At 35.5% G+C, this 19683-nt stretch carries 22 protein-coding genes and 1 pseudogene; 19 read left to right on the forward strand and 4 right to left on the reverse strand.

All coding sequences use genetic code 11. From position 1 onward, the window contains the following. A pseudogene (locus KH400_RS06600) lies at positions 1 to 207 on the reverse strand (IS21 family transposase); the annotation flags it as partial. 784 nt (positions 208 to 991) lie between these two features. Here KH400_RS06600 and KH400_RS24030 point away from each other — a divergent pair. After that, positions 992 to 1147, forward strand: coding sequence for a DUF6366 family protein (locus KH400_RS24030; protein WP_312889083.1), 156 nt, complete (start codon positions 992 to 994; stop codon positions 1145 to 1147). Continuing rightward, positions 1147 to 1398: a permease gene (locus KH400_RS24035; RefSeq protein ID WP_281418657.1), complete on the forward strand. Its 252-nt coding sequence runs from the start codon at positions 1147 to 1149 to the stop codon at positions 1396 to 1398. Before KH400_RS24030 ends, KH400_RS24035 begins: the two co-directional genes overlap by 1 nt. A gap of 397 nt (positions 1399 to 1795) precedes the next feature. On the opposite strand, the gene KH400_RS27405 is transcribed toward KH400_RS24035, so the two are convergent. After that, a complete protein-coding gene (locus KH400_RS27405; RefSeq protein ID WP_369009376.1) occupies positions 1796 to 2203 on the reverse strand; it encodes a CBO0543 family protein in 408 nt (135 codons plus the stop codon). A gap of 402 nt (positions 2204 to 2605) precedes the next feature. Between KH400_RS27405 and KH400_RS06610 the strand changes: the two genes are divergently transcribed. The 11 genes from KH400_RS06610 to gerQ all read left to right on the forward strand — a co-directional run bounded on the left by KH400_RS06610 (position 2606) and on the right by gerQ (position 10981). Continuing rightward, positions 2606 to 2914 (forward strand): hypothetical protein, encoded by a 309-nt coding sequence (locus KH400_RS06610; RefSeq protein WP_217223179.1) that lies wholly within the window; start codon positions 2606 to 2608, stop codon positions 2912 to 2914. Positions 2915 to 3064: 150 nt separating this feature from the next. Next, positions 3065 to 3472 (forward strand): hypothetical protein, encoded by a 408-nt coding sequence (locus KH400_RS06615; RefSeq protein ID WP_217223182.1) that lies wholly within the window; start codon positions 3065 to 3067, stop codon positions 3470 to 3472. Between the two features lie 196 nt (positions 3473 to 3668). Then, a complete protein-coding gene (locus tag KH400_RS06620; protein ID WP_217223184.1) occupies positions 3669 to 4406 on the forward strand; it encodes a hypothetical protein in 738 nt (245 codons plus the stop codon). Between the two features lie 144 nt (positions 4407 to 4550). Beyond that, positions 4551 to 5108, forward strand: a complete 558-nt coding sequence (locus tag KH400_RS06625) for a hypothetical protein (protein ID WP_217223186.1) — start codon at positions 4551 to 4553, stop codon at positions 5106 to 5108. Between the two features lie 94 nt (positions 5109 to 5202). After that, a complete protein-coding gene (locus KH400_RS06630) occupies positions 5203 to 5724 on the forward strand; it encodes a hypothetical protein (RefSeq protein WP_217223188.1) in 522 nt (173 codons plus the stop codon). A gap of 132 nt (positions 5725 to 5856) precedes the next feature. Further along, positions 5857 to 6393, forward strand: a complete 537-nt coding sequence (locus KH400_RS06635; RefSeq protein ID WP_246589420.1) for a hypothetical protein — start codon at positions 5857 to 5859, stop codon at positions 6391 to 6393. A 34-nt stretch (positions 6394 to 6427) separates the two neighbouring features. Continuing rightward, a complete protein-coding gene (locus KH400_RS06640; RefSeq protein WP_217223620.1) occupies positions 6428 to 6994 on the forward strand; it encodes a GH32 C-terminal domain-containing protein in 567 nt (188 codons plus the stop codon). Between the two features lie 125 nt (positions 6995 to 7119). Beyond that, the gene (locus KH400_RS06645) at positions 7120 to 8403 is read left to right on the forward strand and encodes an IS110 family RNA-guided transposase (protein ID WP_217223190.1); all 1284 of its coding nucleotides are present in this window, start codon (positions 7120 to 7122) and stop codon (positions 8401 to 8403) included. Between the two features lie 384 nt (positions 8404 to 8787). Continuing rightward, positions 8788 to 9285, forward strand: coding sequence for a PTS sugar transporter subunit IIA (locus KH400_RS06650; RefSeq protein ID WP_217223191.1), 498 nt, complete (start codon positions 8788 to 8790; stop codon positions 9283 to 9285). Between the two features lie 730 nt (positions 9286 to 10015). After that, positions 10016 to 10492 (forward strand): cell wall hydrolase, encoded by a 477-nt coding sequence (locus KH400_RS06655; RefSeq protein WP_217223193.1) that lies wholly within the window; start codon positions 10016 to 10018, stop codon positions 10490 to 10492. Between the two features lie 24 nt (positions 10493 to 10516). Continuing rightward, entirely contained in the window at positions 10517 to 10981 is a 465-nt protein-coding gene (gene gerQ, locus KH400_RS06660) for a spore coat protein GerQ (protein ID WP_312889067.1), read from the forward strand. Positions 10982 to 11658: 677 nt separating this feature from the next. Here gerQ and KH400_RS06665 read toward each other — a convergent pair. Both KH400_RS06665 and KH400_RS06670 read right to left on the reverse strand, forming a co-directional pair. Further along, positions 11659 to 11802, reverse strand: coding sequence for a hypothetical protein (locus KH400_RS06665; RefSeq protein WP_217223195.1), 144 nt, complete (start codon positions 11800 to 11802; stop codon positions 11659 to 11661). Between the two features lie 20 nt (positions 11803 to 11822). After that, positions 11823 to 12887, reverse strand: a complete 1065-nt coding sequence (locus tag KH400_RS06670; protein ID WP_246589421.1) for a beta-propeller fold lactonase family protein — start codon at positions 12885 to 12887, stop codon at positions 11823 to 11825. Positions 12888 to 13167: 280 nt separating this feature from the next. Here KH400_RS06670 and KH400_RS06675 point away from each other — a divergent pair, with 280 nt between their 5' ends. From KH400_RS06675 to KH400_RS06700, 6 genes are all read left to right on the forward strand, one after another. Further along, positions 13168 to 13530 carry a DUF1801 domain-containing protein gene (locus tag KH400_RS06675; protein ID WP_217223197.1) on the forward strand — a complete coding sequence of 121 codons (363 nt, stop codon included), beginning with the start codon at positions 13168 to 13170 and terminating at the stop codon, positions 13528 to 13530. Between the two features lie 123 nt (positions 13531 to 13653). Then, positions 13654 to 14004: a DUF2200 domain-containing protein gene (locus tag KH400_RS06680; protein WP_217223198.1), complete on the forward strand. Its 351-nt coding sequence runs from the start codon at positions 13654 to 13656 to the stop codon at positions 14002 to 14004. A 378-nt stretch (positions 14005 to 14382) separates the two neighbouring features. Beyond that, positions 14383 to 15405: a F510_1955 family glycosylhydrolase gene (locus KH400_RS06685; RefSeq protein WP_217223200.1), complete on the forward strand. Its 1023-nt coding sequence runs from the start codon at positions 14383 to 14385 to the stop codon at positions 15403 to 15405. 351 nt (positions 15406 to 15756) lie between these two features. Beyond that, entirely contained in the window at positions 15757 to 17184 is a 1428-nt protein-coding gene (locus KH400_RS06690; RefSeq protein ID WP_217223202.1) for an ATPase domain-containing protein, read from the forward strand. Between the two features lie 15 nt (positions 17185 to 17199). After that, positions 17200 to 17445, forward strand: a complete 246-nt coding sequence (locus tag KH400_RS06695) for a hypothetical protein (protein ID WP_217223204.1) — start codon at positions 17200 to 17202, stop codon at positions 17443 to 17445. Beyond that, positions 17442 to 19583 carry a LuxR C-terminal-related transcriptional regulator gene (locus tag KH400_RS06700; RefSeq protein WP_217223206.1) on the forward strand — a complete coding sequence of 714 codons (2142 nt, stop codon included), beginning with the start codon at positions 17442 to 17444 and terminating at the stop codon, positions 19581 to 19583. Before KH400_RS06695 ends, KH400_RS06700 begins: the two co-directional genes overlap by 4 nt. The last annotated feature ends 100 nt before the right edge of the window (positions 19584 to 19683 follow it).

Genomic DNA, 19683 nt, shown 5'->3' on the forward strand with positions numbered 1-19683 from the left:
ATGTTCCATTAACCACGAAAGAATTTCTTGATGATACAAATCCAATTTCTTTTCTCTTGTTTTTAATGAACTTATAAAATCTTCAAAATCATCCGGTGTCATATTCAGATAATCTATTACCCTATTCCTTGAAATATTTAACTTTCTTGCTATTGCACTCTTCGAAAACCCTTCTTTATATAGTTGGTGGATCTTGTTGTAAATCATTAAACGGTTCACTCCTAATTCCTCACTTTCCATAGACTAATTAAAATATATAAAAAGTAAGGGTGATATTGGGAACTGTTTAATCTTATTTGGTGAAATCTGTTCATTTTTATATGTAGAAAACTGTTGATTCTAGTTTATCGTTTACAATTATCAGGAAGCCTTTGAGCGTAATAGTTAAATTTATATTAGGAATCAACCTTATCGGAATCTAAATTGGCTTGATTTGAAAGTTTATTCTTGAGAAAGTAGATACTTTGTCTTGAATTCAAATGTTCAACAAACGAGAGCATTAGTTGAGGAACTGTTGTACTGGCAGTTCCTACTGTTGTTGAAGTAACGAAGCGGGATTATTGAAGAAGAAATTTCAATAATTAAACAATGTCAAGGTAAGGTTTGTTATGATTTTGTAAGAGGTGATTATATGAAATGGGTAGGTATAATTTTAATGATAATTGCCTAATTGGTATATTGGGTTTCTAAAGTGAATAATTTAGAGCCTTTTTTCACTAATGTATCTATAGTTTCCATTGTTTTAGGTGCTATTATAATGGCTACTGGGGTTATCATAGGTAAAAGAATTAAATAGTTCCAAACGGATATTCAACAAACGGGTGCGATTGTTCAATAGAATCAGTCGCATTCTGTGCTAACAAGGTTAGTAAATAAGCAGAAAATCTAATAGAAAAGTAATAATATAAATTACAATTTTTTAGGGAGTGATTTAAGTGAGTGAAGATAAAGAAACTCCTAAAAAACGAAGAGAAAGACTAAGGCAAGAGGAATTAAAAGAAGTTCATCTGGAAACTTAGGAGATGGTATTAACAGAACATCGGTGAGTAACTTATGGGATATATTTGGAAATTTGAATTGGAAAATAACTGGAGTAATTGTTGTTGTATTAGTAATAATATTAATCATAAAAGTATTGTTCAACTAATGGGGGCGAATGCTTTGGTAGGAACATCTTTGTATGTTGGTGTTGAAACGATGTTTCCAATAACTAAGATCTTATTGGATATGGGAATGGGCATTGGAGCTGTTATGGCACTTATCATTACTGCTGCTGGAATAAGCATACCTGAAGTCATATTTTTATCCAGCATATTTAAGATGAAATTACTTATTGTTTATATTGCTACAATCTTAGTCATTTCAGTTGGTATGGGATATGTTTCTATTATTTTATAAATCCCTTTAAAACTCAATGTTTTATTTCCTTCTAAAGAATGAATATATTATGAGCACTTAAACAAAGGAAATGTATGTTCAGTCTTAAGTAACTGGTAAATATAACAACTAACAAAAATAAAATCATTTATTTCATAGAACAACGATACTGTCAATAGAATAACTAACTAAGAGGGATGATTTCATTCAAAGTGATCGTCCCTCTTAGTTGACTCATACTGTGCATCAAATGCCTTTAGTTTCAGGTGACTTTGTGAATGGAGGTAATTCACTAACAAGAAAAATAATAAAAAATACACATCGTTTCCCAATAAATGTTTATCCTAATAAAAAGACTCATAGTTGACTGAAAATGTGCAATAATAAGGCTAGGAAAATCCTAGCGATCTTAAATCAGTTATATATTTGCTGTACTATTTAACTTTCTAATTAGTTTCCAATTTAACAAAATAAGAATAAAGAGTAGTGGGTATATAGGTATTGAGTAAATCAACTTCCAGCCATTATAGTGAAATAGTTCAGTTTGAACTGCTATCCATTCATAAGCAACTGCAAAGGTACTCCATCCAAGAATATAAAACACTTTTACTAAAGGCTTGCTGTTTTGTGGATAAAAGTTTAAAAACATAATATTTACTGCGGGGAAAATTACGAATACTACCCATAGTGTAATGAAGTCAACGCCTGGGCTGAAATACCAATATAAACGGTATTTAAACTCTAAATAAACATCAGTTATTAATTGTAAAACTGTAGAAAACAAGGAGGTAGTGTACATTTCAAAAAATGAGATTTTCTTTGGCATAAAGTAAATGATTATTCCGAATATTGCAATTGAAACAAACAGAAGATAAATATTGCTCACCTCTTCAAAACTTTTTTAATTATCACTAGTTAAGTTTTGACTAAAAGAAGAAATAGATACCTACTATATGACAGAAAATCTTTCGGAAACCATATATTTATCGTAACTTTGTTGAGGCATAGTACAACGATACTGGTAACGGAATATATTTTTAAAAGGCGATCACTGCAAAGTGATCGTATTTTCATATATGACGGATAATGCGCAATAAACATTCCATTTAAATTAAATAACAAATTGGTTATATATGTTAAAATCCGGTTAGGGCTTAGTGAGTTTGTGAAAGTTTTCACTTAAGCTAACGAGCAGTTTACTAAATTAAGTAGGTTTGGAGGTAGAAACATGTTTTATCAACTTATAATAGCGGCATTCTTAATAATTTATGCGGTTAGCCATGCAAACCAATCGACTATTTTACTAGGCAAGAAAGCTAAAAAGCTGGATAAAGAGAAGCGACATGCGTATCAAAAAGGGTTAGTAACTCCTTTTCTTGGGTTAGGCACACTATTTATTGTAATTTCTTTTGTTTTACATGCAGAAATATTGAGCCCATTCTTAGTATTTGTCCTATTCATGTTGTTGGTCACTCCTCTTTTAATCAAAATTTCTGCTCATCAAAAAAAATATTTAGGTAGTTATTTTGAGTGGTAGATTTTATATAACAGTACTGTTAAACAAACGGAAGCAAGAGCGGAACAAGGAGTTGTCGATGGCAGCTCCTATTGTTTATTGTATTAACGAAGCAAAGAGCTTAAATAAAATATTTATCTACTTCTTATAAATAGTAAACTGGGAGGAGTCATGTATAAACACGTAATTTTTATTTTATTAGTTAGTTCCATTTTTGGTTGGATTAGTTTTGATATTCATGTAATGAAGAGTGAAGCTACTTTAATCGGTGCAATTTCTTCAATACTATTTGTTATTATTATGTTCTTTTACAGTGCATATATGGGAAAGCAAAACTACGTTAATTTTGCCTTATTCATAACTAAATATTGGGGTATAGGCTTATTTATATATTTAGCTGGTTACTTTATGTTCTTGGCACTTGTTTTCTACCCAGCTAATTTTCTATTCACCATACCAATATACGGAGCAATTAGGTATTTTTTTGATGTGCTCCCATCCGTAAGTGTAGGTATTTTTAGTATATTCTTTCTTTACTTCACATGCTTAGTTGGATATTTTGTTGGGCGTTTGAAATAAAAAAGATACTAAACTAACGGGTGCGATTATTCAATAGGAATAGTCGCTTCTTGTGTTAACGAAACAGAATACTTGAAGAAGGGTTTTCCAAATACCCAAATCGTAACGGATAGATGTTAACATCAAGCAGAGCAATACTTTTTGAGGATGAAAGTATTTTAAAAGGTTTGAATTAGCCAGTTTCAAGGAGTTGATAATGTTGAGAGATCTAATACTAATTTTATTTCTTATCTTTCTTTTTGGCTGTTCTAGTGAGGTCGATTTACAGCGGGAGCCTGATTTACAATCAAATTTATTATCATTGGATGAAAAGTATGAAAAAGAAACTTATCTGGGGGTAGTTAATGATAACATGACTCCAAAAGAAAGAAACGCGTTTAACCTTCCAGATGAGTGGGAGGCATATCGGATCGAGTTTAATCATAGTACACGCTTTATTGATCATGAAGGTGCTGAAATAGAAAAAGAAGCGATGAAATCACATAATTTTAAATTTAATATCTGGACAGAAGAAAGCTTTAAATCGGAGTGGTCTAATGTAGAGGTTAAGGAAGGAACAAGTATGGCTATTATTACAGATTTATTTCCATTATATACAGCTACTCAAGTACAATTGGTTCCAATGACTGATGAGGAGTATTTAGAACGAAGCTATGCATATGAAGAAGGAGAAATAGCCATTGAAGTTTATATTAATGAGGCTTTTTATGAGAAGGACGATAGGATGGTTCCAGAAGAAATATATGATCGTAGTGATAATTTCAATCGATTTTCTTCTACTTCATCAGAAGCTAGCAAACGCAAAGAAAGATTGTTGAATATAGAAGAGTATCCAGTATTTTTAGTTTACGATCATGAAGGTTTGGTATTAAAAACTTATGATATTCACGAATTATTAGAGTTTCTAGATCGTATAGAAAGTTATAAAAACTAATCGTTTTTTCTTGTTGAAGTAAAGGGTGGGATTATTCATTAAGAATAGTTACTTCTCGTGTTAACGGAGCAGGATAGTTTAAGAAGAAAACTCATACATGGTTAACGATGTTACGATTAAGTAAATTACATTTGGGAGGTAGAGATGAGAAAATTACTAATTGGTATTACGGTAACGACAATCCTTTTTTGCTTATTTCTAATATATAATCACAAACAACTCCCCACTAAAGATGATGTTTATAAAATTACTGGCAATTGGTCTCCAAAAACTAAGGAAGTTTATTTGGTTAAGAAAATCGACGATGATTGGTTAACTATTTTTAGAAATAAACAATTCATTTTGGTCGGGCGATTAGAGCAAAATTGGTTGGGGTTTTGGCAGCTTCAAGATGATATAGGACGAGAAGGTTCATTAGTTTCAGTATATTATCCGCCTAGTAGGCAAGATGAAGAATTTACATGGAGTGGGGCAGGTACAGAAGAAGGCGCATACTACTTTGGGCAAATTATCAATCCTGATATAAAGAAAATACAAGTAGTAACTAAGAAAAACAGTTTTGAAAATGCTTTAATAATGAGTGCAGAAGGTACTCGTTTTTTCTTTATTAAATCAGAAGAAGAGTTAGTAATGCCTGTGAACATAAAAGGGTTCTCTAAAAACGGAAAATTAATTTATTCATCGTTCAAACAAGTTAATTAAATAAAAGCGTAGTTAAACTAACGGAAGCAAGAGTTGAAGATCACAAGACGGTTCGCAGCTTTTAAGGTATAAGAGTTTTAAAGTTTTTGTAGGAGTGATTATTATCAAGAATTTGATTATAGCAATTTTAACTTTATTAAGTTTTATCTTTGTAGTTTCAGGGTGTTCCTCAGAGGGGGAAGCCGAATATGCTGGTGAACCATTAACGATAGCAGTGGTTGGAACAGAACCCTCTTATGATTTTGATAATATTCAATTCAGTAAAGTAAATATTGATGATTTATTTGAGGAAAAAGGACGCTATGATGCGTTATTTGTTATGGAAGAAATGTTTTTAGAAACATCTAAATCTAAATATGCCGAATTGTACAAAGTATTACCCTATCCAACTTTTTTTATTGGGTTAAATCAAGCATATGAAGCTTTTATTGATGATGAGTTGACTATTCTTGATTTTGAGGAAAGTGATAGCATTGCTTTTGCACAAGGGTATTTTAAACATGAGCAAAGTGAAGAATTTTGGACATTTGTTCCCCCTAACCCTCTAAAGTCAGAAAATGATTATCGGTCAATTTACATTAGTATTTTTAATACAATAGATGAATTTCTTTATTGAGCTAACGGGAGGCAAAAGCGGAAGAAGGGGTTGTCGATGACAGCTCTATTGTTCATTGTGTTAACGGGCAGTTTAGCACAATAAGTTGTATCTTTTTAGATATTAGTCATTTTAATATGGAGAGTGAGAATAATGAGGTTAATTTTATTATTTGTTACCATTTTAGTTATTCTATCTGGTTGTAACACAGGGTATCCAAGTCTTGAAGAAGCTGTTCAAAGTCAGTGGAAAACACCTATAAAGGTAAGTAACCAAGATGAAGAAAATCAATTAGTTTATTATTTAGACCAAACCCAGCATATTTTAGGAGTTTATGAATTTGAGAATGGAAAATACAAATATAACAATGAACAAAGTGTTGGCATGACTTTTTCAACAGAAGCGGGTCTACCTTTTTTAGTCTCGGCTAACTATTTTGATGGTAAAGGAAACTTTATTCATGGTGCTATTACAACAGATGAACATGAGATTGAAAAATTTGAAATTCATTATAAAAATGGAGAAATACAAGAAAGTAGTGCAAAGAATAATACGTTTATAACAGAATTCCCCCCCTTCTTAACAATAGATGCAGAAATGTTTTTTTCAGAAATTGAAAACGCTGTGGGATACGACCAAAATGGAGAGATTATTGAAAAGTGGAATGGGAATGCTGAATTAAATAATTAAAAGGGTATTTTTTATTAACGGGTGCGTTGCCTGGATGGGTGTTCCAGGGCAAGATGAGGATAAGCACCTGACAGTTACAAACAAATGGATCCATGCCATGACCCTTCCACGGGAACTATCTATAAAGGATGGCAAGGTCAATCAAACGCCTATAAAAGAGTTGGAGATATTACGCGAAGAGATTGTCCATCAATTAAATTTGTCTCTGACAGAAAGCGATCAACAATTTATTGATATGGATAAGGAAACTGCAGAGCTTCTACTAGAGGTCGATGATCAAAGTACAGAACGATTAGAGATATCCATTCGTGGAGAAGTTCGTCTTATTTTTAATCAAGAGAAAAAAGTATTTACGTTAGAACGAAAAAGCTTTGTAGATGGGTTGATGGAACGTAGGCAATGTGAATTAAAAAATCTACAACAATTACAAGTGTTTTTAGATGCTTCAACGATTGAAGTATTTGTAAATAATGGGGAAGAAGTATTTACCGCTAGAATGTTCCCTTTTGAAGAATACAAGCAAGTTAAAATTGGTTCTGTTGGTGAAACAACAATCAATCTATCTCATTGGAATTTAAAAAGTCATAGTCAAGTTTTTTAAGGAGCATTCCTGTAATGAAGAAATTAGAGGATTGAACAAAAAAGAGCCCTCTTGGTATTATACGAGGTGTCCAAAGCTTCGAAGCAAAAATGGACCCTTAAATTAGTAACCAAGGAGGACTCGAAATGAATTATACACAAAATCAAAAAATCACGCAAATCACACCATCAACTATCATTATAGGCATTGATATTGCCAAAGACAAACATGTCGCACGAGCTCAAGATGATCATGGGTTAGATTTTGGAAAACGTTTGGTCTTTGAAAATCGAATCTTTGGCTTTGAATCCCTCGTTGAATGGGCAACGCAACACCAAGAGAAACACAAGAAAGATCACGTCATTTTTGGTGTAGAACCAACAGGACATTATTGGAAGAGTCTTGCTTATTATCTAACGGCAAAAGGTTACGACTTTGTCGTCGTAAACCCAATGCACGTCAAGAAAAGTAAAGAACTTGATGACAATTCTCCAACGAAAAACGATACGAAAGACGCAAAAGTGATCGCACAGTTAATCAAAGATGGCCGATACTCTGTACCTAACCTTTTAGATGGCATTTATGCGGAACTAAGAGAATGCGTAAAAATTCGAGATCAGCTTACTGAACAATTAATGATCACAGAAGGTCGCATTCAAAATGTGATTCAACGCTACTTTCCAGAGTTTTTCGATGTATTTGGAGATTGGGAAGGAAAAGCAGCTCTCTGTACCTTAAAACTGTTTCCTTTTCCTTCAGATATACAGGAATTGAGACCAGAAAAGGTTCTGGAAAAATGGAAACCTGTTGTTAAACGAGGCGTTGGCATCAAGCGCTCAACGAAGCTTGTAGAAACAGCCAAAAAGAGTATTGGGGTTAAGGTAGGTCTTACGTTTGCCAAGCGCGAGCTTGCCTATCTTATTGAACAATATGAGTTGTATAAAAAGCAGTTAGAAGAGTTAGACGGAGAACTAGAAGCCATAGTTGAAACATTACCAGGCGCTCCACAAATGATGAACATTTCAGGCTTAGGAGCAGTTACCGTTGGATTGTTCTTTGCGGAGGTTGGAGACATTTCAAAGTACTCTCATCCTCAACAATTAGTGAACTTAGCAGGGCTATCATTACGTGAACACAGTTCAGGGAAATTTAAAGGGCAAACAAGAATTACAAAACGAGGAAGGAAACGATTACGCCGAGCCTTATATTTAGCGATTCGTCCACTCGTAGCCCATAATCCAACATTTAAAACCCTGCATCAATACTACACGAAACGTCCTGAACGCCCTTTAAAGAAACAACAATCTCTAATTGCCCTGTGTTGTAAGTTACTACGTGTCTTGTTTGTCATTGGTCAAAAACAGTGTGAGTTTGATGGTTCAAAACTACTAAAAGATATACCTCAAATAAATACATTACAGGCTGCATAACCTTAAAATTTACTAACACCACAAACACCAATAGTGCAGAGTCGGAGTTTATTTTTTCCATACGGGCTTATGACCCTGCTAAGGAGCTTATCCGACCTCCACCTCATGGATACGCAGGACGAAGGAAGGTATGGTTACCAATCCGGAGAGACATGGGAGGGTTAGCGACCGTGAGTTGTGTGGAGATTTATAAGCACGGTTATACGTCTTATTACCAGATAATACCAGTTTGGTCGTTAGGACGGACCTCCTCCTGTAAGAAATTTGAATAATATAAATTTCTATCCAGTGAACGTGGTGACTTTACTATTTGGTGCTTATGAAATTTGAAGAATATGTGAGTATTCGAAAGAAAATTAAACTTTATTGAGGGAGGTTATAAGATTGTTAGGTAATTTATTTGGTAAGAAAAAGGAACTGGAAGAAACCATTGTTGCACCTGCAACAGGAAAGTTTATTGAAATTGAAGAGGTTCCGGATGCGGCATTCTCGCAAAAAATGATGGGAGATGGTTTTGCAATTGAACCTACTGAGGGTGAAGTTGTTTCACCGATAGATGGAGAAGTGGTGCAAATTTTTCCAACCAAGCATGCAGTTGGTATTCAGGGGAAGTCCGGCATAGAAGTCTTAGTTCATATTGGTCTAGAAACTGTAAGTATGAATGGTGAAGGCTTTAAGGCTTTTGTGAAGCAAGGTGATAGAGTAAAGGCAGGTCAGTGTTTAATTACGTTCGACCTCGATTTGATCAAAGAAAAAGCAACAAGTGCGGTTACACCCATTGTGATTACAAATAGTGATAAAATTGAATCTCTTCAGAAAGTAGCGAGTGACCATCCGCAAAAAGGTAAATCTGAAATGCTAAAGATTAAAATGAAAGGTTAAACATTTAGGGTAATGGATGTTCATTTTATTTATAATTAATTTTTGGCTTCAGAAAAGGCCTAAAGTGACTCCGAGCTCGTAGGCGCTGAAGCTGGACATCTGCCCCTTAACCCATTGATATATATAGGGTTTTGAAGTGTTTTGCTAACAAAATGTTTCAAACTATAAGTGCTTATTTTAGAGGCTTCTAAAGGTTGATAAAACTTTTGGGAAGCCTCTTTTTTCATGATTTGGTCATCTTATGTTCCAATCGGTCCATGATTTGTTCGAGTGATATTCCGGCTTCTGCTTTAGTTAAAACCATCGGAAAAGTTTCCTATAATTCCTTACAGGTGAATTGTTTGATCTCTTTTAAATCAGGAATTCTGTCATTTTCTTTTCCATAAAGGTGCACTCCTATGAATCTGTTTTTGCTCGACTTTGATTAATACCCAGAGTGGTCCTTTTTTTATGTGTTTTTTCAATCTACCACACTTTCGCATGGTGACTAGCATCTCTAATCAAATTAATAACTGGATGAGTAGGGGAATATTCCTGCCACAAACGTTTTACTCGTAATATACAAAAATTTAAAAATAAAGTAATTCCTTATATAAATTCAGGTGTCAAATGGCAAGGAACAGGATAAAACATTTTTGTTGATGAATTCCCCCAGCTTGGGCTGATTGACAAGTTGCGAAAATCATCTTCAGGCAATAAGTTATTTGTATAGGTTGAAGGGGGTGAGAAGATGGGTAGACGGATTAAGCATACTTCCCGTGACGTAGAGTCGTTAGCGAGGCTCATGTTGGCGGAAGCGATTGGTGAAGGAGCTCAAGGAATGAGCATGGTAGGGACGGTAGTGGCCAATCGGGTGGAGGCAGACTGTGCTCCAGACTTCGAAAATTTACGCAATATCAGGCATGCGATTTATCAAACCATTCCTGGTACAGGAATCCCTCATTTTGAGCCCGTCTTAAACGGAACTTTGTACACACAGCGTCCCGACGAAGCTGATCTTCAGAGGGCCAGGGATTTGCTGCAAGGCTACAGGGAGCCCCGGTCCAGAATGAGTTTGTGGTTTTTCAACCCCAGTCCTGGGCAACAATACCGAGATCCTTGTACCCCGACGATGCCAAGATCTCCACAGACGCAGTTCGAGTTTGCGCATAAAAATCATTGCTACTATGTCGGTGTACCGGGCTATTGCCCAGAGTTTTATCGTTAAATAAAGAAAGGAGCTGTTCTTCACGTGGCATTTGGAAACTCAAGTTATTATCCAATGAATCATATTCCAGGTTACTATCCCGCTTCCGGAATACAGGGGGAGGCCGCACAACAACAAGGTGGATTCCCTATGGGTATGCCTTCTGGACCGGCATATTCTACCCCAGTTGTTCCAATAGGGGCTGGGCAGCAGTTTCAGGGAGGCGTGATGGAGGAGTCATTTATCGAAAATATCCTTCGCTTCAACAAAGGTAAGGTTGGTACCTTCTACTTTACTTACCAGGGGAACAACAAATGGAATGCAATGGTTTACCAGGGGCGCGTGGAAACGGCTGGCCGTGACCACATTATCATCAGCGACCCGGCCAGCGGCAAACGTTACCTGCTTATGATGGCAAATCTGGATTGGGTAGAATTCGCCGAACGAATCAACTATCCTCACACTGAAATTAGTCAGGCTGTCCAGGAGTCGATGGAGGTATCGGATTGAATTAAAAGAACGCTAAAACCCGCTTATTCCTTTCAGGATATATGCGGGTTTATTGATCTTCCACTCATCATCACAGTTCTTTCCAGGTGGAGGGTAGAGACTTGGGCTGGTAAGTGAGACAGCTTAGAGTTTTGATTCGACTGCTCATCAATGTACTAGGACTCACGGGATAATGGGTATCCTGAGCGTATCCGTTCTGTTTATCCTCATAGTAATTATTCTAAAAATAAAATGACTTTTTTTCTGCCTGCTTTTTCAGCCAGGAATGAAAATTGGACGTATAATCTGCTCTTATGCCTTTTAAATTAACTTAAGAAGATATTCATCTAATTTCAGAAATGGATACTGGCCGTAGTCTGATTCTTGATCCCTATTCTCCAAGTGAAGTAAAACGAGTTTATAATTATAATGGAAAACATGGTAGATGATTTGGGCTAGAAATATTGGAATTGAAGGGTAAATCAGATAAGTTTAAGCAATTAGAGTTAGTCTTTATAATGGCATTCAAGATCTTGATACAGCTGTAATGTATGGTAATGGAAATTCTGAGAGTTGAAAAGGTCACGAGTTGATTAATAATAATGAACTAATGATCTACAATCTACTCCAAGCAATTTGAAACTAGTGTGGTTTAAACTATATTTTTATAATAATTTATAGTTGCTACATACGATATACTATTTATTTTTCTCTATTTTTCTTCTAAATAACTCGATGACAACAATAGGAACTTTATACTTTTTAAAGATATCAATATTTTTTACTTCTGGGTTCTTCTTTAGTTCTTTTTGAATCAACTTTATAATTTTTTCTTCACTCACTTGAACAATCCCTCCATTCATTAAATTATAATAGTTGTAATTGCAATACCATCTGGTCCATCCCCCACCGCAACTGGAGAGCCAATGACGGTATTGGTAGCTGTATTAATGATAGAGACTGTATCATCTGTAAAATTGGTTACATAAGCTCGGCTTCCATCTGGTGTAATGGCAACTCTAATAGGTTGAGCTCCAACCAATATTGGGAACCCAATTACAGTATCAGAAGCTGTATTAATAACTGAGATAGTACTATCAAGGAAATTCACCACATATGCTCTACTTCCTTCGGGAGTAATTGCAATACCAAAAGGTGTGCGCCCTACTGGTATTGGGGAGATATCGACAGTGTCAGTTTCTGTATTTATGACAGATACAGTATCATCAAAGGCATTTGTGACATAAGCCTTGGTGCCGTCTGGTGTAATGGCAATACCACTAGGGTTATTGCCAACTGGAATTGGAGGGGCATCGACGGAGTTAGTAGTTGTATTTATGACGGAAACAGTAGCATCTCCAGAATTTGTGACATAAGCTCGTGTACCGTCTGGAGTAATCTCAATTGCATCAGGTATATTTCCGACTTGAATTGGAAGGTCATCGACGGAGTTTGTAGCTGTATTAATAACTGAGACAGTAGCATCACCGGAATTTGTAACATAGGCTCGTGTACCATCAGGAGTAATCGCAATACCTCTAGGTAAATTACCAACGGGTATTGGCTCGCCAATGACTGTGTTTGTTACTGTATTAATGGCAGTAACTGTATTATCGAAGAAATTTGTAGTATATGCCTGACTTGCATTTGGTGTAATTGCAATACTTAGAGGTACACTACCGACTGGGATTAAATCGAAGACAGTATTGGTGGCTGTATTAATAACGGAAACCGTATCCTCAACAGAATTTACAACATAAGCAAAAGGACCAAAATCGATAGAACTAATTGTACATAATGGAATGATTCTTGTTCCAAACAGTCCAACAAGAATCAGACTTCCTTCATCGACTCGAAAAATACGTCCTTGAAGAACATCACAACATCCCGTTACCGTTACCGAAATAAACTGACCCTCTAATTCCAAAAGCTTCATCCTAATATCCAAGAAACATGGGTCTTTGATCGGCCTAGTTCCCATTTACTTTATCATCTCCTTTCGTATAGGATTATCATATGAATTGAAAAAACTAGTGATTGTGCTTTAAAAGAACTATCAATCTTAATAGTCACAAATTGGGAGTTTGTAGCAGGATATTCATGACTAAACACGCAGGACCACCAAGTACACCACGGTGGGTAAAAGTCTTTGGGGTTATTGAATACATTTATGTAATTTTAGAATCCTAATCCATGAAAGGGTGTTAATGTTGGAGTTTCAAAAAATATTTGATAAATTAAAAGGTATTATTAAAGAATATGAGGCTTTTTTGGATGTTAAATCCGACACCTTAGATAATTACTATTTAGATTCAAAGCAAATGAACCCACGAAATAAAAAGCCCATTTTCTTTGGGGCAGTCCAAATTAAGAAAAATTATGTAAGTTTTCATCTGATGCCTATCTATATTTTTCCCCAGCTGTTGAATGATATTTCGGATAGTTTAAAGAAACGGATGCAAGGAAAATCTTGCTTTAATTTTAAAGAAGTTGATGATGACTTATTTAGTGAATTGAAACGACTTACAAAAAGTGGGTTCGATAAGTATAAACAAAACCAACTAATTTAATACGATTGTCTTATTAAAAAAACGGATGCGATTGTTCAACAAGACAATCGCTTATACACTGTATGGCAGGAAACCTCAAAAAACTTCATAATTGAGCATACAGAAAGGAAGGATGTATGTATCATGGCTAAACACAAGATCTATACAATGAGTGTTGCAAGTGTCTACCCCTATTATGTTACGAAGGCGGAGAAAAAAGGACGTGTGAAAGCAGAAGTCGATGAAATCATCCGTTGGTTGACGGGGTATAGCCAGGAAGAGTTAGAAGCGCAACTGGAAAAACAAACAGACTTTGAGACCTTCTTTGCGGAAGCTCCCCAACTAAATCCTTCACGGGATTTGATTAAAGGTGTGGTCTGCGGTGTCCGAGTGGAAGACATTGAAGAACCAACCATGCAGGAAATTCGCTATTTGGATAAGATGATAGATGAGTTAGCGAAAGGAAAAGCGATGGAGAAGATTTTGCGTAAATAATAGCTAAAATTCCGGTTGCTCGAAAATAGTTGTCTTAAATTATCGGAGAGTGTTCAAAGGTATCGTTGATTTCCACGAAAGGTGCGAGACGTCTGTGGGAATAGCATTAGCAGAAGATCCCGCAGGGCGGTTTTCGAGGAAGCTGTCTCTTCCGCTTTCAGCTTAGCTCCACAGATTATTCGTCGAGATAAACCGAAGTATTGCGGAGAAGTGACCCTCCTTGAAGTAGCATTAGTTCAGCGAACTTTTGGGAAGCTTTTTTTCGCTTTTTTATAACGTTACTAGATAGTCCTGGACTTTATTTAAACCACCTTCATACTTTATACATATTAAAGTTATACAATACAAATGTAATTTAAATGATAAGGAGATTTAATTATGAAATTCAACATGAGGTTACCATTATTAGCAAGTGTATTAGTAACTGGGGCAATACTGGCTGGGTGTGGGGCTGAAGACCAGCCGTCAGAGCAACCTGAAGATGTTCCTGTGCAAGAAGAGGTAGGAAGCTATAATGAAGAAGAAAATAAAAATGAAGAAGAACGTCCAACTATTGAATTTGGTGAAAGAGTTGATGAAGTATCGCATATTCATGGTTTAGAAATTCATCCAGCGAATGAAAATGATATACTCGTTGCCACACACTATGGATTAATTACGTTGACAGATGAAGGTGAAGCGTTTCTAGTAGGGGGGACGCTAGATGATTACATGGGCTTTTCACGCGTTGCTGACTCTGACAAATTAATGACAAGCGGCCATCCAGGGCCTGGGAGCGAATTGCCTGATCCACTAGGTTTTCTTTGGAGTGAAGATTATGGACAAACATGGGAAGTTAGAAGCTTGTTAGGTGAAGTTGATTTTCATGCTTTAACGGCCAATAACGCTAATGCTGAAAAAATCATTGGCTTCGCTACAGATTACACAGATAACTTTTCAACTGCTCTTTATTTAACAACTGACCAAGGGGCGACATGGGAAGAGTTGCCTGTAACAGGATTACCTATCGATCACCATGACTTATTTGACTTAGCTTATTCACCTGAAAATGATGACATTCTCTATGCAGCAACTGCAGAAGGTCTAATGGTTTCGGAAAATGGAGGGTTAGACTGGGAAGTAAAAGTGGACGGCCCTGTGAGTGCTTTACATGTATTAGGTGATGAGGATGTGATTTTTTATCATACATTAGCTGGACAGGGGCTTATGCATTTAAATGGTGAAGAGTTGATTTCATATGATTTGTTGTATACCGATGACTTTGTAAACTACATTGCTACTCCAAATCCAGAGGATCCGAGTAATGTTTACGTTACAACCGCCGCAAAAGATATGGTATTACAAACAAATGATTATGGACAAACGTGGAATACGTTAGTGAATGAAGGGAAGATTGAATAACTAAAGTTTATTGGGGTATTTAAACAGTCTTACTTAGTGAGTAAGGCTGTTTCTTACGTATATATGGATTTATGAACCATTTATTGCATATAGTATACTTTTTTTGTTTGTGTTTTACTAGACATAGGTTACTACCAAAGGAGTTCGTAATCTATTCTAATACAAGATGATAATGGGTATAAATTCATATTTATCCAGGATTTTAAAATAAATGAAATACACCTTAGGTTAGTCTCTTATCTTATATGGAATATATTGATTAAAAGCCAAAGAGCGCACGCAAAGTTTAGGAATATTTTGGCTTGTTATGGTACAATCATGTAAGTCAATCATGATGTTGGAGGTATTATTATGAATACATATATAGAAACTGGTACCGAAGGACTCGATTATATATTAAATGGTGGGTTTCCTGTTGATTCTTCTATTCTATTAGAAGGGGCACCAGGGACTGGAAAGACGATCCTAGGTATGCAATTTCTATACCATGGCGCTGTAAATAGGAATGAGTCAGGTATCTATATTACATTCGAAGAGATGCCTGATCAGATATATAAGGAAATGCAAGCGTTTGGTTGGGATATCAAGAAGTTGGAGAAGGAAAATAAATTACGTGTTATTTGTATGTCTCCGGAGGTTTTACTCCAACAAATGAAGAAACCTAATGGTATTCTAGAGCAAATAATAAAAGAAATCGATTGTAAGCGAATTGTGGTCGATAGTTTGAATCTGCTTCATTATGGGATCGATGACCAACTAAAGAAAAGACAGAGTGTTTATACGTTAAGGAATATTTTTCGTAAGTATGAGATCACATCATTATTAATTAACGAACAAATGAACCGCAATGACAGCGAAATTCCATTTTCAAGTTATGTAGTAGATGGGGTGATTAAACTAGCTCTGGAGGAGCAAAATACGATTTACCGGAAGCGAACGTTAGAAGTTTTAAAAATGAGAGGGTGCAGAATTCAGGAGGGAGAACATATTTATCGGATTACAGATTCGGGAATGTACCTCGTTCCGGCGCTATCCATGTTTGAGGATTTAGCGGTAACAGAGAACCAGAACAATATCCCAACAGGAATACCAGGATTAGACAATATGTTAGCTGGTGGTATTCCAAGAGGAACAACATTTGTTTTAGATACGAATAGTAAAGCAAATTATAAATATATTACAACTTCGATCATTATTAGTCGAATCCTAGCTGGTGAAAAAGTGATTATGCTGATGGGTAGTTCGATGACATATATGGAATTGGATCATATTTTCCAGTTATACGGTATCGAATTAAAGCAGCTAGTTACTAATGAGGAGATATATTTTATTGAGCACTATGATCGTTATATACCGGAAGGAATTCAACCTGCCATTATTAGAGTAGAGAACCTAAGTAACGAAGAGTATAAAAAAGTATTTCGTGAAAGGTTAGATAATCTAGTATTAGACACGATTGATAATGGACAGCGGTGGTTTATCTTTTATGATTTAAATACGATTGTTTCCCTGCAGGGGAAAGACTTTATTAATAGTTATTACACGGAAATAACTGCTTTAATCAATTCATGGGAAATGAGTATGATTGCATTAAGTAACTTCACTGAGATTGGGAAAGAAACTTCAAGTTTCCTTGAGAGAACATCAAATGGAGTCTTCCAAACGTGGGTTGATGGGAATTATCAATATTTTCAGTTGAAAAAATCTCCTCAAGGAAATATGTCACAGCCTATGCTAGTCGAAAACATTCCGTCAAAGCCATTTATCAGGTTAGTGTAAAGGGGAGAAAAGAAGATGGATCAATTAAAACTAAATCCATTATTAATTGAATGTACATTATTTTTTCAAGGGAATCCTTATGCATATGAGACGGTTGATGGCCTAGCTCTTCGAATAGGGAGAGACCCTGAGGATCTATTTGAAATACTAAATCAAATGGTTGAAACTTCAGTTTTAGAGGTAGTTGGGACCGGAGAAAGTGCGATTTATCATTATATTAAACCAGTTGAAACCATTGATATGCAGCAGGAGCAACTATGAACAAATCAATAGATTTTATTCAAGATGTACAAGATACGTACGCGTCATTGACGAAATTAACGATGTGCATAGTAGACAGTGAAGGGAATTTTTTGACAGATATATCTACTCAAAATACATTATCTAGTTTAATTCATCAACATTGTGGGATTGAAAAATATGTTCAAGAAAGTATAGATTCACTTAGGGGGATCCCAAAAACAATACTAATCGATACCCCTTTAGGATTAAAATATATTGTTTCACCGATAAAGGTTCAAGGGCAGATCACTCATTATCTTTTGGCAGGAGATTTATTAGAGAAAGGCACCCGATCATTTGTCAGTAAGTTTATATTGAAAAACTTTCAGGAAATTAATGGGCTTGTAGAAGAAGTGGAAACTCTACCGGAACTGTCTAGGGAAGTAATTGCTGAAAGGCTTAAGAAGGTGGAGAAAGCAGCAGAGATCATTGAAGCGTCTTTAGCCTGCTTTAATGAACAAGAGCATAGGAGTCAAACGTCTTTCCTTAGTGAAACGCTTGAATCTATTAGGGTAGAGAAGGTCGTGACATTAAATTCTACAATCGATAAAATGATTGAACTATATTCTGAAGTAGACTTTGTGGGACTAGCATTAAAAAGTGAAAATGATCAATTTACGGTTGATGCTTTTCACGGTGAAAATGCGGAATCGTTCAAAGGCCACTCTTTTTCGATGGGGGAAGGGTTTTTAGGACATACAGCCGCTGTTCAGCAGTACAAGTTTTGGAAAGATGTTCGAAATGATCCTCGGAGTAATGGGTTTGAAAAGTACGGGTTACATCCCATTAGTATTTTTAGCGTCCCAGTCTATGAAGAGCAAATAGTTATTGGGATTTTATTTGGTGGTAGCACGAAAAAAGAAATAAACGATAAAGCAGTCCTAGAACAAATGAAACTAAATTCTTCGCTGTTAAGTGTTTTAGTTTCATATCAACATATTAAAGAAAACCTTCAAAATCACCTTATGGAGCTCGCGACTTTTAATGAAATTTTTCGTGTAATTACTACAGTGAAAGATATAAAAAGAATTCTTTACATCTTAGTGGATATTAGTACTAACATTATAAGAGGCCCATTTTCGTGCATTGTTTACAAATCATTGTCGAATCCATCCAAAATGGATGTTGTTTCGCGAGGGTTAACCGCAGCGGAAATAAATGACTATGGTCATGATGTGGCTCAGAGAATTTCATCATACTCTGTTGGTGATTTTGATATTGAACATCCCCAAATTAAAACAACGAATTGGGGAGTTAGAGTACTAGAACTACCGCTCTGTTATAACGGAGTGCTATATGGGGTATTAAGTATTGGTCTAAACCCTCATAATAAGGATGAGTTTAACGCTTTTTTATCAAGTTTAGCTGTCGCCGGTGGTATTGCCATTCATCTATGTCAAGATTTTCAAGAAATCAGCAAAGAAGATCAATCCTTATCACTGTTACAGGACGTTATTAGTCAACATGATCAGAAATCATATGATTTTTCGATTAAATTGAAAAAGATGGTTGAGGATTTCACGATTTACCTTGGTGAGAATGGTTTTAAGGACCTTAATAAAGTTAGTGGATTAGCTATTTATGATCTGAATTTTTTGGAGAAATATATTCAAAATAATGATTTGCTTAAGATAGTAGAGGGTTGTAAAAAGGTTTTGAATCATGAACCTATTAGGAGAAGAGATAGCCAAATATTGGGGCTTGTTTATAAGTTCCTAGCTGAAGGTGAAACGATCGAGGTTGTGGAAAATTGGTTAGATATTGATAAAGATATTCGATCAAATTTTATATCTTTTATAAACCAAAGATCTATAACTGAAACTAACATTACATTAGAACGTAGCGATTCTCCTATTGTTAATAAAAGGTTGAACAATGAAAATGATAATCTTATTCTTAAGGAGAAGCTTCAATTATCAACAAGGGAAATTGACGTTTTGAATGTTGTGCTAAGAGGATATAATAATCGTGAAATTGCAAAGAGACTATTTATCAGTGAACATACAGTAAAGAATCACATTACTCGAATCTTCCAAAAGCTTGATGTAAACGATCGTTCACAAGCAATTGCTAAAGTGTATCAATTAGGATATACACCAAATAAAAGTGATATATGACGGCTGTTCTTTGAGCATTGCTCAAGGAATGGCCGTTTTTAATTTCAATAACAGAATACCCTACCGTCTATTTTTACCGAAAGATAAATAGGAAAAGATT

The sequence above is a fragment of the Desertibacillus haloalkaliphilus genome (assembly GCF_019039105.1).
Classification (GTDB): domain Bacteria; phylum Bacillota; class Bacilli; order Bacillales; family KJ1-10-99; genus Desertibacillus; species Desertibacillus haloalkaliphilus.